This is a genomic window from Bacillus sp. 103mf, assembly GCF_900116295.1.
Lineage (GTDB): Bacteria > Bacillota > Bacilli > Bacillales > Bacillaceae_G > Bacillus_A > Bacillus_A bruguierae.
Genome location: NZ_FPAF01000007.1, coordinates 77,854 through 92,076 on the forward strand (window position 1 = coordinate 77,854; position 14,223 = coordinate 92,076).

The following is a 14,223-nucleotide window of genomic DNA, read 5'->3' on the forward strand; positions in this document are numbered from 1 at the left end:
ACAACATCAAAACCCCTTTCTTTTTAAGGGAGGACGAGAGCATCTGGCCATGCATAGAAGCGGTCAGTGCCTTTTTCTGCCACATGCAAGGTTTGAAACAAAAGGGGAAAGCAAGTAGCGATCATGTTGTACCCTGCATAGCAGTGATTTACATAGGATTGCAAGGGGAATTTTTATATTTATATATCCTTATTGACTATTATAACCTTACAAAAATGTAAGGTTTTTTGTAAGGTAAATCGATAGTTTAGCGGTATTATTTTGAATAAACTTATCTATGTAAGGCACACACATTTTAGGGAAAAAAGACGTTAGGCACTACAACTGAAAGGAGAAAGAGAATGGAGAAGCGCTCAGCGGCTCTTGCTTTATTATTAGAGAATGACGCGATTATGTTAGCTAATAATAAAGATTGTACAACTGTAATTGATCGGCAAGAAAGACCAGTAGATTCACGCGATAAAATAGTATGGTACAAGTGGAATGAGAATTACAAAGAGAACATAAATGAGCAATATCACATAGGGTATGATGTGCATAGAGTTGTTTTATGGAATGAGATGAAATCTTGGATTCATAGGCAAAACGGTAAGGATAATTTTGAAAGCAGCCGCGCACTCCATTCTCAAACTCCTGAAATGGTAAGAAACAGAGAGTCACATTAGGAAAGTAATTTAGAAAACTGAGACACAAAAAAAGATTGCTGTTTAAGCAATCTTTTTTTGTGTCACCTGACAATTCTTTTAACAATTGTCAGGTTGTTTAGGTTGGCTAGATAAAGATTCCGTTAAAGCCAAATTGACTTGGAACCTTGTTTAACAATTCAGGATTGGAGTCCCTGTTTTTTATTGTATTCTAGCTCTTTTGCTCCGCGATGGGCCAATATACAGCATATGATGCAGCAAACAGTTGCTGCTAGTAATACATAGAAACCACCATTCCATCCTACCTTGTCAACCATTACACCAAAGAGGGTGGTACCTAAAGATGCACCTAGAATATAGCTCATAAAACCTCGCAAACCAACTGCAGAGCCAACGGCGAAAGATGGAACTACCTCCATAGTTTGTACTGAAGCTAGAAACTGTGGAATGTAAATCAAGCATCCAATAATAGCTGCGAAGATAGTCACCCAATGTAAAGATGTGCTTTGCCAGTAACCAATGATACAGATAAGTATCATTGTCATAGCAATGATTGCAGGCGGCATACGGTGCCCTTTGAATAACTTGTCTGATAGATAACCAGCCAGAAGAGTAGAAGGAATAGCTGCCCATTCAAAGAATAAAAAGGCAACACTCATCTCTTCTTTAGTGAAATGTTTTACATGTAACAAATAAATAGGCAACCAGCTTATGATGCCGAAACGAACCATGTAAACGAAGACATCTACGAAGGAAACGAACCATGCATTTTTGTTAAATAAAACATAATTCTTAAAAATCTGCCAGGCACTCATATCTACTGGCGGTTTTGAATCAGCGCTTTGTTGCACTTTAGAATCGGATTCGTCCTTGATAATTTCGCTTAACGGAGGCAAGCCCTCACTTACCGGTGAGCCTTTAATAAGGGTTAGTATTACCAATGCCATAACAATGGCTATAGCAGCTGGAACTTGGTAGCTTGCCGTTTGCCAGTGATTGGAGCCTAACATAGCAAAACTCATACCAACGATAGGTGCTACGATACCTCCACCTATATTGTGAGAAATATTCCATATAGCACCGATAGTTCCTCTTTCTTTACGAGGAAACCAATTTGCAATAGTAATAAAGCTAGGCCCAACTCCCATTCCTTGAAAAAATCCATTGAAAACAACGAGAATTGCAAACATCCAAAATGCCGTGCTGAAGCCCATCATAATATTAACCATAGCGCACAGAAGTAAACCAAGCGCCATATACCTTTTAGGATTAGCTTTGTCGGCTAAACTACTCATCAAACCCTTACTAACTCCATAAGCGATAAGCATGGAACTGCTTAATAAACCTACTTCTGTAGCACTAAGGTTGAGTTGTTCCTTCAGATAAGGAGTAGATAAGGCAAAATTGTTACGTACTATATAGTAAGCTATGTAACCTAAGAACACTCCTAGTAAAGATTGTAGTCGAAAAAGCTTATAGGTTTTTTGAACCTGGTCTGGTGCTATTTTTGTAGTAGCAATTTTAGGTTTCAAAAATGAGAACATACTATCTACCTCGATTTCTTTACTTTGATTTACAGAAAAAACTTAGACTAGCATGAAATTTAGTATTTCAATAGAGCGCCAGTTTGGTGAAGACGTTTTCAACAATACTTGTGTTACATCATTCCCCCTTTGTTACATTATCTTATATGTCAATTCGGTAAACTATCAGTAAATATCTGATTTTATGTAAGATAAAATAGTAGAGCCTGTCAGAAATTATCTTACAAACAATATTCATACCTATATAAATCTGTTTTCATTTTCCAACATATAAGTCGGTGGTATGCAGAACAAAGTATGCCCGCTACTTGCATTCCCCCTTTGTTTTAACCTATGCATGTGGGTAGGGAAAGGACCTTCATTCTATGCATGGACAGATGCTCCGCCTTCCTAAAAAGAAAGTGGTCGTTTTTTATTTGTATGTATATAATTTCTGTCACAACTCTGACATGAAAAGTAGTGTTGTATACAATCTTCCATAGATTTCGCGGATTGTTCTGAAGTAATATATAAATATAAATTTCAAAAACCTTGAATCAAGCAGGATTCGGTAAATCGGATTCAATTAGGGTAGTTTCACATAATACATAAAGTGAAACTTCCATCAGTGGGGGAAGCTCTCACCAATCGGGTTTTTACGGGCAGTTATTCCTGCCTGCAAGAATGGAGGAAAGTATGATAAATTGGTTGAGGCTTTTTTTAATATTACTTATTACTATACTTACAATAGGATGTCAGCATGAGCATTCAAGCCCTCAAATTGTTTTCTCCGAATCTGACACCATGCCTGTTGGTTCACAAGATGACAAGCCCTCACCTGTACGGATCGCAATTTCAAGTGTGTTATCAAAGGCTGATACAATTATGTACTATAGGAAAATAGCTAACTATATTGGAGAGAAGCTCCATAGACCCGTAATTCTAATTCAGCGCAAGAGTTATAATGAGATTAGTATGTTGATGATAAATGGAGGTGCCGATATAGCCATACTTTCAACAGGAGCATATATTACCTACAGACATGTTGAAGGGCTCGAAGCAATTGCCATGCAAGAGCGAATGGGAGTTCCGTATTATTATGGTTATGTCGTCGTACACCGGAAAAATAAAATATCCAGTATAAATGATTTGAGAGGGAGAGACGTTGCTTTTACCGATCCAACCAGTTATTCCGGATATATTTTTGTGAGGAAAAAATTAGCTGAATTAAGTGAAACGCCAGAACATTTCTTTGGTCGTTATGTTTTTACATATAATCATGAAAGCTCACTAAACGCTGTGATAAATGGAGTTGTTGATGCTGCAGCTGTTGATAGTTTAGTCTTTGAGCGCACCAAACTTAAAAATCCAGAACAGATTAAGGATTTGAAAATCATTGCAAAAACAGAACCGATTGGTACTGGTCCTGTTGTCATCAACAGTAATTTACCTGATGAAGAGAAGCGAATTATCAAAGAAAGTTTCATTTCTATGCATGAACAAGAAATAATAAAACCAGCATTTCATGGATTGTTCATTGATCGCTTTGTTCCATTTGAACCAAAGCTATATGAGGGTCACCTATGAAATGGATGAATAAATTACAAATAAACCAGAAGATATTTGGAGCTATACTCGTTTCGTTACTCTTTCTCGCTCTAGTATTGGGATGTATCATTTGGGAATCACTCACAAAAATCATGACAGAGGATTTAAAAAAACGTGGGATGAATATTGCCGAAAATATTGCGGCATTGTCCTCGGATTACGTTTTGACTGACGACTACTATTCGATTCATCTTCTCATTACCCGGGCACAGGAAGCTAACAAAGACGTTCGTTATATACTGGTCATTAACAATAATAATGTTCTTGTAGGAAATACATTCTCCAAACATTTGCCGAAAGGAATATTAAACGCACATAAGCCTGATGGTATCAATACTGAAAATTACGCTATTCTAACTTCAGATGAAGGAAATATCCATGACATACTTGTTCCAATCGAAGAGGGAGATGTAGGATTTGTTAGAGTGGGAATGGCAGAGAAACAGGCGAAAAGCTATATTTTTACTAAAATAATAGAATTGGTTTTTGCTACATTTTTGGTCTGTATGGGAGCTGCAGGTATAGCTTATTATGTGACTCGTATTATTACCAGGCCAATCAATAGTTTAGTTGATACAGCAGCAGGCATATCGGCCGGTAATTTATCTTTAAGGGCTAAAGCAGTGGGTGACGATGAAGTTGGAAAACTAGCACGGGCTTTTAATGAAATGGCTGACAATCTGATTAGTTCCAGCACTGCAGTAGAAAAATTATTGAAGGAACTTCAAGAAAAGGATGCCCTTCGAGATACGTTGATTTTGAAACTATTATCCGCGCATGAGGAGGAGAGAAAAAGAATTTCTCGTGAACTTCATGATGAAACAAGCCAAGCCCTTACTTTTCTAATGGTTACAATGCGCATTTTGGCTAATGAAGCTAAAGATGCCGAGCAACAAGAATTGCTTAATGCAAGCCGAGAGACAGCAGCGGGTATTTTACGAGAAATTAGAGATTTAGCGGTAGAATTAAGGCCACCCATCCTTGATGATATGGGGTTAATTCCCGCATTAAGAAAATATGTAAGAAAGTTTGAAGAAAAATTTGCCCTTACAGTAATTCTACATGTTCCTGATGATGACGCCTTCGTCATAGATAGTCATACTGCTGTAGCACTATATCGAATCGTTCAAGAAAGCCTTACTAATGTAGTGAAACATACAGTAGCAACTGAGGTTGTGATTAACATGGAGATAAGGGATTGTTCTATCGAGTTAAATATTCATGATAACGGTCACGGTATAAATGAGAATGATTTTGAAAAAGCTCGCCAGCAAAATCGAATTGGAATATATGGAATGAAGGAAAGAGCAGAATTATTAGGTGGTTCATTTTTTATCAGAACTCACAATATCGGTGGAACTGAAGTTATGGTGTCGATCCCATTAAAACAGAGAGAAGGGTGTCAAGATGGAAAAGACAATCAGCATAATGCTAGTTGATGACCACGCTTTAATGAGAGCGGGTTTAAAACTACTATTACAAAAAAGGCCATCTTTAAAAGTTATAGGTGAAGCCTCTGATGGATTTGAAGCACTAAGGCTTTACGACAATTTAAGGCCCGATATTCTGATATTAGATATATCTTTGCCACGCGTAGATGGAATTCAGGTTCTAACAGAGGTTAAATTACGTTATGAACAAGCGAAAGTCATAGTGCTTACCATGCATGAAGATGAGGATTATATAACATTAATCATGAACGCGGGAGCTTCAGGTTATGTCCCTAAAGCAGCTGTAGATGAAGAATTATACAATGCTATTGATTCCGTTATGGACGGGTACATATACCTTCGTCCAAAGGAAATTTCAACTATGCTAAAAAAAATACAAAACGAAACAGATTCTCGAAATCCGTATGTAATTTTGAGTCCACGTGAACGAGAGGTATTGCAACTTCTTGTTCAAGGTTTTTCAATGTCTGAAATTGCCGGGGAATTAACAATCAGTATAAAAACGGTTGATACTCATAAGACGAGAATGTTGAACAAACTTAATCTTTCTAAAAAAAGTGAACTTGTTCAATATGCTATAAAGTATAATTTAATAAACATGATATAGCGGGATAATGTTTGTTATGAAAAATCTTTTTTTTCGCTAATTTGAAATGACCCAAAAATCCCACTTTAGAAAAATGAGATTCTTGTGTCGTTATATTATAATTATCTCTTAAATAAATAGAGAATCTAAAGATTGCTGATTAAGCAATCTTTTTTCTGTTTGTACGATTCATAGTGACGCTTGTAAACAAGCGCGGTGCTGTTGTAAATAAAGCGACAAGTAAAGCCGCACATAATGCGAAAGAACCAATCATTGTAATACCGTTAAAGATAAAGGAATATAAAACAGCCGATTGTCCTTTTGGTGCATATTGTCCAAAGAAAATAAAGCCGGCAATGAAGTGCCAAAAATAACGAGCTAGGCTGCCGATAAACGCAGCGATAATGACATACATGATTGCTTTTGCTTTTTGTTTATTGACAATTGCTTGTTGAATTGGTGCATGAAATAAGCCGGCAAAACCAATAAAAGCAAAGGCGACGAAGTACTCAATAAACGCTTGCACCGGCGTAAAAATAGATGCATCCCCTGCGACAATTTGTAATAATCCCCAAACGAGACCACTTAAGAAACTTGCTTTAAATCCCCAGCGGTAAGCAATAATAAAAATTGGAATCATAGCAAATGAGATAGAACCGCCTGTTGGAAGTTTAATAGAGAGCGGCAAAATGTCGATGACTAATGCAAATGCTGCGAGAATCGCAGCCTCTATCATTGCTTGTAAATTTGTGTTACGCATGTGAAAATCCCCCTATATCCAAGTTACAAAAGAAGAATCATGATCATAGGGGGATGAAGATATACAAATTGTAAATCACTACTTATGTATATACGTCTGCACAATTCCTACGTTAGCATTAACTAACAGGTTCAAAGGGTCGGAACAAAATGTTCCCTCTCAGCAACGCGGCTCCCCCTGTGACAACGAGATTCTTAGATTGTTAGTTTTATTGTAATGAAGTTAGAAAAGAATGGCAAACAAATTGTACATAACTTTGTTTCGTAACATAAAAACGCTGAAATTGTACGAAAATAGTAATAAATTCATATAGAATTGTATAGTCTTTACCAAAAAAAACATGATATAATTTTTTTGATAATAATTATCGTTATCTTTTGGGGGAATAATTTATGAACTTAGTTGATATGAGTATAGATGAAAAAGTACGTGTAAAAGATTTACAATCTCTTGATACATTATTAAAACGCCGCTTGGCTTCATTTGGATTTTCTGAAGGGTGCGAGCTTTGTATAAAACAAAAGGCAATGCTTAATGGTCCGTGTACATTAGAATGCCGTGGACAATTAATCTCTATTCGTCATTGTGATGCGAAAATGATAAAGGTGGAATTAGCGTGAACAAGGTTGCTTTACTAGGAAATCCGAATACGGGAAAAACATCATTGTTTAATGCGCTTACCGGTTCTTATGAATATGTTGGAAACTGGAGCGGAGTAACAGTAGAAAAAAAGGTTGGTAAGTTAAAAGATAAGCAAGGAATGTTAATAGACTTACCAGGTATATACGATTTAAATCCTGTATCCCGTGATGAAGGGGTTGTTACGCAATTTTTATTAACAGAAGAATTTCATCATATGTTAAATATTGTAGACTCCTCTCAATTTGAACGTAATATGCATCTAACATTGCAATTATTAGAGTTTGGAAAACCACTTTCTATCGGTTTAAATATGATTGATGTGGCAAAACAACGGGGGATTACGATTGATGTCAAGAAGTTAGCTGAAATACTAGGTGTAACAGTTATTCCCGTTATAGCAAGAAGTGGGAAAGGCTGCGAGGAATTATTAGCTGCTCTTCATGAAAGCGATAAGGCGGGACAGAAACCGTTTATTCTTTCATACGGTAAAGCGGTAGAGACAGAAATCCAGCGAGTTATGGATAAATTGCAGCAGGAAAATGATGCGCATGCAAGGTGGCTTGCGCTGCAATTTTTAGGAAATAACGAAGTGGTAGAGAAAGAACTCGCCAAGTCGCATGTATATAATGAACTTGTAGCAATTCGCTCTGCATTAGAAGCAGAATTAGATGTTACGCTAGAGCAGCACATATACGGAGTACGTGCAGCGTATATTGAAAAGCTGAAAACAAGTGTGATTCGTCAAGAAAAAGAAGGAAGCATTCCTTTTTCGGAAAGAATTGATAAATTAATTACGCATAAAATTTTGGGACTTCCGATCTTTTTAGGAATCATGTTTTTAATTTTTCAGGTTACGTTTTCGTGGATTGGAACACCTTTATCTGATCAATTTGATGCATTTGTCGGCGGTCCATTTACGGATTGGGTAACAGCAGGACTTACGAATATTGGTGCGTCTGATTTCATTCGAGCACTCATTACAGATGGAATCATTGCAGGTGTTGGTGCGGTATTAGTATTCGTTCCGCAAATTTTCGCATTGTTCTTCTTCATTTCATTGCTAGAAGATTCCGGATATATGGCGCGTATTGCCGTTGTAATGGATCGTATTATGGAGTTTTTTGGACTAAACGGAAAAGCATTTATTCCTATGATTATCGGTTTTGGCTGTAATGTACCAGGCGTTATGGCAGCAAGAACGATTGAACAGGAAAAAGAGAGGCTGCTTACGATTTTAGTGACACCGTTTATGTCATGTTCAGCCCGTTTACCTGTATATGCATTATTTGCTGGGGTCTTTTTCCCACATAGTCAAGCGATTGTTGTATTTTCTTTATATCTTATTGGTATTATCCTTGCATTACTTGTTACAAAAATTATGTCTGTTACGGTTTTAAAAGAAGAGAAGTCTATTTTTGTAATTGAACTTCCACCTTACCGTGTGCCGCAAGCAAAAACGTTATGGCGCAGTACATGGGAAAAAGGAAAAGGATTTGTACGCAAGGCAGGTACATTTATCTTTGGTGGTTCTGTTGTGATTTGGTTATTAAACTATGCTGGGCCATCTGGATTCGGTGTAGATATGGGTGATAGTTTCTTAGCAATGATTGGCGGATTATTTGCTCCAATTCTTGCACCGCTTGGTTTTGGAACATGGCAAGCAGCTGCATCTCTGTTAACAGGATTTTTAGCAAAAGAAGTTGTTGTTTCTACAATGGCAATTATTTATTCTGTGAAAGAAGATGTATTAGGAAACGTAATCGGTACGCATTTTACAACATTATCAGCATATGCGTTTATGTTCTTCATTTTATTATACGTACCATGTTTAGCAACAGTTGCGGTTATTCGCCGCGAAACAGGATCTGTAAAGTGGACGATTTTCTCTGTTGTGTATCCGCTTGTTGTTGCATACGTATTAACACTAGTTATATACCAAGTTGGATCCATGCTCGGATTCTAAAAGGAGATGTATCATAATGATAGTCAATATTGTAATTGGAGCTGTCATTTTTGGATATGCAGGATATACGTTAATTAACTTTGTAAAGAGAAGTAAAAAAGGGAAATGTGCAGCATGTTCCTTAAATAAATCGTGCCAGTCAAAAACTTGTATTCCTGATATGGAGCAAGTCGTGAATAAGTAGAAAAAAAGCTTTGCGAATTTCGCAAAGCTTTTTTTTATGGATTACTTTTTGATCTTAACAAGTTGCACAGCTTCTGCTTCTTTAGTAGTATCTTGGATTTTATCTTTAGGGTCCTTATCAAATTTCAGTACACCTACAGATTTCTCTTCACCATTTACTTTCCCATATGCAGCATCATCAACGATTGCAAACATATCTGCATAAGAACGAGCGTCACCGATGATTGTGTTGCCTTTATATTTTAATTTCGTTCCATCAATTTTCGCATTTTCTACTGTTTCTTTTGCAAATAGTACACCTTGATCAGCTGTTACAGTTGGTAATTTATCAAGTGCTTTTGTATCATCTTTTTCAACTTTTTTGATGAGTTCTTTTTTCACGAGTTCCTCACCAGTCTTCTTATCCATTACAAGCACTTTCTTACCTTCTAATGTTGCAAGCTTCATTTTGTATGTGTCTTTTTCTTTTATATCAGATTTATTTTTAGTGATTACTGTGTTAATTTGTTGTTCACTTCCGTAAGTAACTATACCATTTGCTTTTTCTCCTAATAAAGAACAACCTGATAATGCTCCAAATGAAATTGCTGCTGCTAACCCGATTCCTACTAATTTTTTCATTGTCTTGTCTCCTTTTTGTATACGTTATAGTAAATACACTGTATTGTTTTCTAAATTTAGAGAAGCGAAAGTGTTTATGTTTTAACCTCAGCTTTTGATTTCATTTTATAAGAATAATGTTCTTCAAACTATCGACTTAACTTACATTAAGATTACAATGGTGTAATTTAGTGAAAAGAGTTAAAAATGTGATAAAAGGGAGAGGATTTGGAGGAAATCAAAAGTAAGTGTATAGTATGTAGAAATGTTGTAATGGGAATGTCATATTATTGCTTATATATTTAAAAAACAAGATGTAAGTGCATTTTATTTTTGATATAATGTACACATAGGTTTAAAGTGTGAATATTCTTACTGTGAAGGAAGATTTTTGGGTTTTCCAAGTACTGAATTTGAAATATGAAGCAATTTATTAGGAGGAATTAGAATGTCTGTATTTAAGCGCTTAAGAGATTTAACGATGTCAAATGTGTATGCATTAATTGAAAAAGCAGAAGATCCAGTTAAAATGACAGATCAGTATTTACGTGATATGCAAGAGGATGTACAAGAAGCGGAGAAAAGCGTAGCAGCACAAATTGCGCTTGAGAAAAAGTTTAAATTATTATTTGAAGAGCAAGAAGCACTTGTAAAGAAACGTGAAGAACAAGCGCATATGGCTGTTCAAGCAAATAACATTGATCTTGCACGTCGTGCTTTAGAGGAAAAGCAAAATGCAGAACAAAAAATGAATGAATATAAGGCAAGCTATGAGCAAAATAAAGCGGCTGCTGATAATCTTCGTGCGAAATTAGAGGAAATGCGTAAGCAATTAACAGAGTTAAGAAATAAACGTGAAACGCTTGTAGCGCGTGTGAACGCAGCAAAAGCACAAAAGAATATTAATCAGGCAATGTCTGGTTTTGATGCGAATACAGCAAAAGCAGGTTTAAGCCGTATGGAAGAAAAAGCTCTTCAATTAGAAGCTGAAGCAGAAGCGAGCGGAGAAATTTATAAAAAAGAAAAGTCATTAGATGAAGAATTTGCGAGTTTAAACAAAAACTCAGCTGTAGATGATGAATTAGCTCGTATTATGAAGCAGTATGAGAAATAATCTATATAAATACAAGTTGAAAAACTGACATAAAAAACGCTTTCCTTTTAAGGTGGACGAGAGCAACTGTCCGTGCGTAGAAGCGGTCAGGGCCTTTTCCTGCCACGTGTAAAGTTTAAAACAAAAGGAAAAGGCGAGAGCAGGTCATGCTGTATGCTGCATAGCAGCGATGTATGTGTTAGGAAATTACAATGGATTTATAGAAAATAGGCAAGAGAACCGACATGTCATAGAAGGAAATCATGTCGGTTTTCTATTATTTTTTCAGAGGTGGTTTTTTAATGACAGGGATGAATATTTTAGCCATGCTTGTATGGACAGGCGCAAGCGCTATTCTTTTATTTCTATTGATGTGGATTGATTCGATTTTTACTAAATATAAAGATTTAGAAGAAATTAAAAAAGGGAATATGGCGGTTACGACGCGCTTTGCTATGAAGTTGTTTGCACAAGGGTATATTTTATCGCAATCGATTACGAAATCAAACGATTTATGGCAAGCGTTACTTGCATCAGCAATATCTTTTGTAATTTTATTATTTGTAGAAATGTTTGTTGAACTTATTTTGCGAAAAACAGTTCATTTAGATTTAGATGAGGGGACGAAGCAAGGATATGTGGCGCATGCTCTCTTAGCTGGTTCGTTACATATTGTCGGTGCCCTTATTTTAGCAGCATGTCTATAACGAGAAAAGGATGGGTAGGTCAATGAGCTTATTTAAACGTATTAAAAATATAATAAAAAGTCCGGAACCTGCTAAACCTGAGAAAACGGTACTCACGTTAGCACCTGGTGACATGATTGAAGTTTCATTAGTAATGTATGAAGTGATTGGAAAAACAAGCATGCACTCTCGAAATGAAATTGTTTTAACATTGCGAGATGGAAGAACCATTCGGTATTTAAAAATTGAAAATCGCGAAAACACTTATTATAAGCTGTATGCACCTATTGATGGACGGTTAGATTCTATCAATGAGATTCCAACGACAATTGAAATGGACGATATAGAATATCATATGGAAGAGCAATATAATGGGCGTGTTGTTGTCATGGGGAAAACACCGTTTGCAGCATCTGATGAACAATACGTATGGGAGTTCCAATCTGATAATCGAAAGCTGCTTCGTATTGAGTGGCAAGATGGACGTACAATGATGTATGAGGGAGAATCGATTCTTTCAGCTGATGTACAAATTATAAGAGCAACGTAAGGGGGGGACGTAATCATGTCAAACCGATTGTTTTCCATGATTAAATCGTTTGCAATCCCTATACTTGCCATTGTTATGTTACTTGTAATTGCAGGTTTTGCCTTATCGGGATGCCAAAATGGAAAGTCGATTCAAGACCGTTACCCGTTAGAATCAGTTGCGAAAGACGGTAAGCAAGAATCTTATGTGTATCGAGCTGCTAATCAGACAGTTCCTCAAGTTGCAAAAGAATTAATGAATGAACAGGAACCAAAACAAGCGTCTAAAGAAGACGAAAATCAAATGTTCCTTGTGTATTCTGACAAAATTTATAATCTTCAAAAGGATAAAGAGAAACCGTCGGATACATTAATTGAAATCAGTAATAAAGAATTTGTTCGTCAAAATTATCAACCATCTTTCTTACAAGGGTATCTGTTAGCGAGTATACTAGACGATATATTTGATTCGCGGAAATCGTATCACGGAGATTACCGCGGGTATACAGATAGACAAAATCATAAACCGGTTATTACGCAACGACCACCGACAAAAGAAGAGAAGAAAACACCGCCGCCAATTACAAAGCAAGGTAAAGGCTCTATTATTAAAAGAAGTGATAAAGTAGAACAAAAACCATCTGTAGGTGATACGGGAAGTATTACGGAAAAAGGCACTCAGACTGTTCCGCCTTCTACGGAGAATAAAGGGAAAATTATAAAATCACCAGGTGGTTCTAGTGAATCCGATGTGCAGCCGAAATCATCGATAAAAAGCCCGCCGAAAAATACATCGCCTCCGAAAACAAAAGTTGGCGGTTCGGGGAAAGTTACGAAAAGAAGGTAAAGAAAAAAGCGCAAGAAGCATACCATTGCTTCTTGCGCTTTTTTTGTATGTGTTAAGAAAATAGAAAACTAATCGCTGTAAGGAATATGGAGAATCCTAAGATAGCTGCTACGACCTTAATATGACGTTTATGACCCATGACAACAATCGCAATATATTCTCGAATCATTGCGTTTGGCCAGTAATAAAAAGCTGTTTTTGAACCAATTCCTTGGCTATTAAGTCCGGCTTCTTTTGCATATAATCCAGCGCGGAAAAGATGAAAATTGTTTGTTGTAAAGATACTTTTGTATTTTCCTTCTTTTCGTGAATCCATAATTTGTTTTGAAAATAACATATTTTGATACGTGTTAACAGAACGATCTTCTTTTATCGTATGTCGGATAGGAATCCCTTTTTCAACGGCGTACATTTGCATAGCCTCAGCTTCAGGAATGTTTTCATCAGGGCCTTGTCCACCAGAGAAAATGATTGTAGGTGGAAAAGAAACAGCCGCTTGTTTCCAATAAAAATCAATCGCCTTATTAATTCGGCTTGCTAAAAGTGGTGGCACTTTATCATGAATTAATCCACTGCCAAGAACGATAACGAAATCTTGATTGCGTCTTGGTCTGTTGAATTGATACAGAAAATAAGCTGTTAAGAAGTTGGATAAGTGGAAAAAGAAATATACCATAATGAAGAATACTCCGGTAAAAATCGGTCCGAAATGAGGGGAGAAAAATCGAGTTGGCTCAAATAATAAGAATACTATACTGAATAGAATACCTAGTCCAGCTAGTAAAGTTAAACAATTCGAAAATCGTCGTCCTTCTTTTCGGATTAAAATTCTTGCATTAAGAAATAGCCCAATCATTAAAGCGAATATACCAAAGGTTAACATAAAGCCAATGATGAAAAGAGGGATAGCGGCAATTATTTGAAATATCGCATTATCGGAGCTAAAACCTAAATAAACAAAAAGGATAAGGAATGAGCAAAAAAACAGATTGAATAAAAATCCGATTATTAAACTTCTTGGATCCCTTAAATAAAAGAATAGAAAAATGATAAGTAAAATAAACGTGATGATTTCCAAAAACATAACTTTTGTAAATACCTCAACTTTC

Annotated in this window: 15 protein-coding genes and 1 riboswitch; of the genes, 11 read left to right on the forward strand and 4 right to left on the reverse strand. The window is 36.3% G+C overall.

The window, feature by feature from the left end; translation table 11 throughout:
- Positions 1 to 341: 341 nt before the first annotated feature.
- On the forward strand, positions 342 to 665 hold the full coding sequence (locus tag BM350_RS16750; RefSeq protein WP_090916632.1) for a hypothetical protein: 324 nt from the start codon (positions 342 to 344) through the stop codon (positions 663 to 665).
- Positions 666 to 823: 158 nt separating this feature from the next.
- Here the strand turns inward: BM350_RS16750 and BM350_RS16755 are convergent, their stop codons facing one another.
- The gene (locus BM350_RS16755) at positions 824 to 2,188 is read right to left on the reverse strand and encodes a phosphoglycerate transporter PgtP (protein ID WP_090916630.1); all 1,365 of its coding nucleotides are present in this window, start codon (positions 2,186 to 2,188) and stop codon (positions 824 to 826) included.
- Positions 2,189 to 2,863: 675 nt separating this feature from the next.
- On the opposite strand from BM350_RS16755, the gene phnD reads away from it, so the two are divergent.
- The 3 genes from phnD to BM350_RS16770 are packed head-to-tail and all read left to right on the forward strand — an operon-like array spanning position 2,864 to position 5,833.
- Positions 2,864 to 3,754 (forward strand): substrate-binding domain-containing protein, encoded by an 891-nt coding sequence (gene phnD / locus BM350_RS16760; protein ID WP_090916628.1) that lies wholly within the window; start codon positions 2,864 to 2,866, stop codon positions 3,752 to 3,754.
- Positions 3,751 to 5,214, forward strand: coding sequence for a sensor histidine kinase (locus BM350_RS16765; RefSeq protein ID WP_090916626.1), 1,464 nt, complete (start codon positions 3,751 to 3,753; stop codon positions 5,212 to 5,214). Before phnD ends, BM350_RS16765 begins: the two co-directional genes overlap by 4 nt.
- Positions 5,183 to 5,833: a response regulator gene (locus BM350_RS16770; RefSeq protein WP_090916624.1), complete on the forward strand. Its 651-nt coding sequence runs from the start codon at positions 5,183 to 5,185 to the stop codon at positions 5,831 to 5,833. The genes BM350_RS16765 and BM350_RS16770 overlap by 32 nt, the downstream gene beginning before the upstream one ends.
- Positions 5,834 to 5,972: 139 nt before the next feature.
- Here BM350_RS16770 and thiT read toward each other — a convergent pair whose 3' ends face one another.
- Complete coding sequence (gene thiT, locus BM350_RS16775; protein WP_090916623.1) at positions 5,973 to 6,572, reverse strand: energy-coupled thiamine transporter ThiT; 600 nt, start codon at positions 6,570 to 6,572, stop codon at positions 5,973 to 5,975.
- 86 nt (positions 6,573 to 6,658) lie between these two features.
- A riboswitch (TPP riboswitch) is annotated at positions 6,659 to 6,760 on the reverse strand.
- Positions 6,761 to 6,964: 204 nt separating this feature from the next.
- Here thiT and BM350_RS16780 point away from each other — a divergent pair.
- The 3 genes from BM350_RS16780 to BM350_RS16790 are packed head-to-tail and all read left to right on the forward strand — an operon-like array spanning position 6,965 to position 9,361.
- Positions 6,965 to 7,192, forward strand: coding sequence for a FeoA family protein (locus BM350_RS16780; RefSeq protein WP_090916621.1), 228 nt, complete (start codon positions 6,965 to 6,967; stop codon positions 7,190 to 7,192).
- Positions 7,189 to 9,177, forward strand: a complete 1,989-nt coding sequence (gene feoB, locus BM350_RS16785) for a ferrous iron transport protein B (protein WP_090916619.1) — start codon at positions 7,189 to 7,191, stop codon at positions 9,175 to 9,177. Before BM350_RS16780 ends, feoB begins: the two co-directional genes overlap by 4 nt.
- A 16-nt stretch (positions 9,178 to 9,193) precedes the next feature.
- Positions 9,194 to 9,361 carry a FeoB-associated Cys-rich membrane protein gene (locus BM350_RS16790; RefSeq protein ID WP_139207685.1) on the forward strand — a complete coding sequence of 56 codons (168 nt, stop codon included), beginning with the start codon at positions 9,194 to 9,196 and terminating at the stop codon, positions 9,359 to 9,361.
- Positions 9,362 to 9,402: 41 nt separating this feature from the next.
- On the opposite strand, the gene BM350_RS16795 is transcribed toward BM350_RS16790, so the two are convergent.
- Entirely contained in the window at positions 9,403 to 9,981 is a 579-nt protein-coding gene (locus BM350_RS16795; RefSeq protein WP_090916616.1) for a lipoprotein BA_5634 family protein, read from the reverse strand.
- A gap of 427 nt (positions 9,982 to 10,408) precedes the next feature.
- Here BM350_RS16795 and BM350_RS16800 point away from each other — a divergent pair, with 427 nt between their 5' ends.
- The 4 genes from BM350_RS16800 to BM350_RS16815 all read left to right on the forward strand — a co-directional run bounded on the left by BM350_RS16800 (position 10,409) and on the right by BM350_RS16815 (position 13,114).
- Complete coding sequence (locus BM350_RS16800; RefSeq protein WP_090916613.1) at positions 10,409 to 11,074, forward strand: PspA/IM30 family protein; 666 nt, start codon at positions 10,409 to 10,411, stop codon at positions 11,072 to 11,074.
- A 281-nt stretch (positions 11,075 to 11,355) separates the two neighbouring features.
- Entirely contained in the window at positions 11,356 to 11,760 is a 405-nt protein-coding gene (locus BM350_RS16805) for a DUF350 domain-containing protein (RefSeq protein WP_090916611.1), read from the forward strand.
- Positions 11,761 to 11,782: 22 nt separating this feature from the next.
- The gene (locus tag BM350_RS16810; RefSeq protein ID WP_090916609.1) at positions 11,783 to 12,289 is read left to right on the forward strand and encodes a DUF4178 domain-containing protein; all 507 of its coding nucleotides are present in this window, start codon (positions 11,783 to 11,785) and stop codon (positions 12,287 to 12,289) included.
- 15 nt (positions 12,290 to 12,304) lie between these two features.
- Entirely contained in the window at positions 12,305 to 13,114 is an 810-nt protein-coding gene (locus BM350_RS16815; protein WP_090916607.1) for a DUF4247 domain-containing protein, read from the forward strand.
- A 52-nt stretch (positions 13,115 to 13,166) separates the two neighbouring features.
- Here BM350_RS16815 and BM350_RS16820 read toward each other — a convergent pair whose 3' ends face one another.
- Positions 13,167 to 14,198, reverse strand: a complete 1,032-nt coding sequence (locus BM350_RS16820; RefSeq protein WP_090916605.1) for a YdcF family protein — start codon at positions 14,196 to 14,198, stop codon at positions 13,167 to 13,169.
- Positions 14,199 to 14,223: the final 25 nt, after the last annotated feature.

What these genes read in the sequence shown, in the direction of transcription:
- BM350_RS16765 (WP_090916626.1), top strand. Translation starts at nt 3,751, where the DNA reads ATGAAATGGATGAATAAATTACAAATAAACCAGAAGATATTTGGAGCT.
- BM350_RS16795 (WP_090916616.1), bottom strand. Translation starts at nt 9,981, where the DNA reads ATGAAAAAATTAGTAGGAATCGGGTTAGCAGCAGCAATTTCATTTGGA.
- BM350_RS16810 (WP_090916609.1), top strand. Translation starts at nt 11,783, where the DNA reads ATGAGCTTATTTAAACGTATTAAAAATATAATAAAAAGTCCGGAACCT.
- BM350_RS16780 (WP_090916621.1), top strand. Translation starts at nt 6,965, where the DNA reads ATGAACTTAGTTGATATGAGTATAGATGAAAAAGTACGTGTAAAAGAT.
- BM350_RS16800 (WP_090916613.1), top strand. Translation starts at nt 10,409, where the DNA reads ATGTCTGTATTTAAGCGCTTAAGAGATTTAACGATGTCAAATGTGTAT.
- BM350_RS16770 (WP_090916624.1), top strand. Translation starts at nt 5,183, where the DNA reads ATGGAAAAGACAATCAGCATAATGCTAGTTGATGACCACGCTTTAATG.
- BM350_RS16805 (WP_090916611.1), top strand. Translation starts at nt 11,356, where the DNA reads ATGACAGGGATGAATATTTTAGCCATGCTTGTATGGACAGGCGCAAGC.
- phnD (WP_090916628.1), top strand. Translation starts at nt 2,864, where the DNA reads ATGATAAATTGGTTGAGGCTTTTTTTAATATTACTTATTACTATACTT.
- thiT (WP_090916623.1), bottom strand. Translation starts at nt 6,572, where the DNA reads ATGCGTAACACAAATTTACAAGCAATGATAGAGGCTGCGATTCTCGCA.
- BM350_RS16790 (WP_139207685.1), top strand. Translation starts at nt 9,194, where the DNA reads ATGATAGTCAATATTGTAATTGGAGCTGTCATTTTTGGATATGCAGGA.
- BM350_RS16750 (WP_090916632.1), top strand. Translation starts at nt 342, where the DNA reads ATGGAGAAGCGCTCAGCGGCTCTTGCTTTATTATTAGAGAATGACGCG.
- BM350_RS16815 (WP_090916607.1), top strand. Translation starts at nt 12,305, where the DNA reads ATGTCAAACCGATTGTTTTCCATGATTAAATCGTTTGCAATCCCTATA.
- BM350_RS16820 (WP_090916605.1), bottom strand. Translation starts at nt 14,198, where the DNA reads ATGTTTTTGGAAATCATCACGTTTATTTTACTTATCATTTTTCTATTC.
- BM350_RS16755 (WP_090916630.1), bottom strand. Translation starts at nt 2,188, where the DNA reads ATGTTCTCATTTTTGAAACCTAAAATTGCTACTACAAAAATAGCACCA.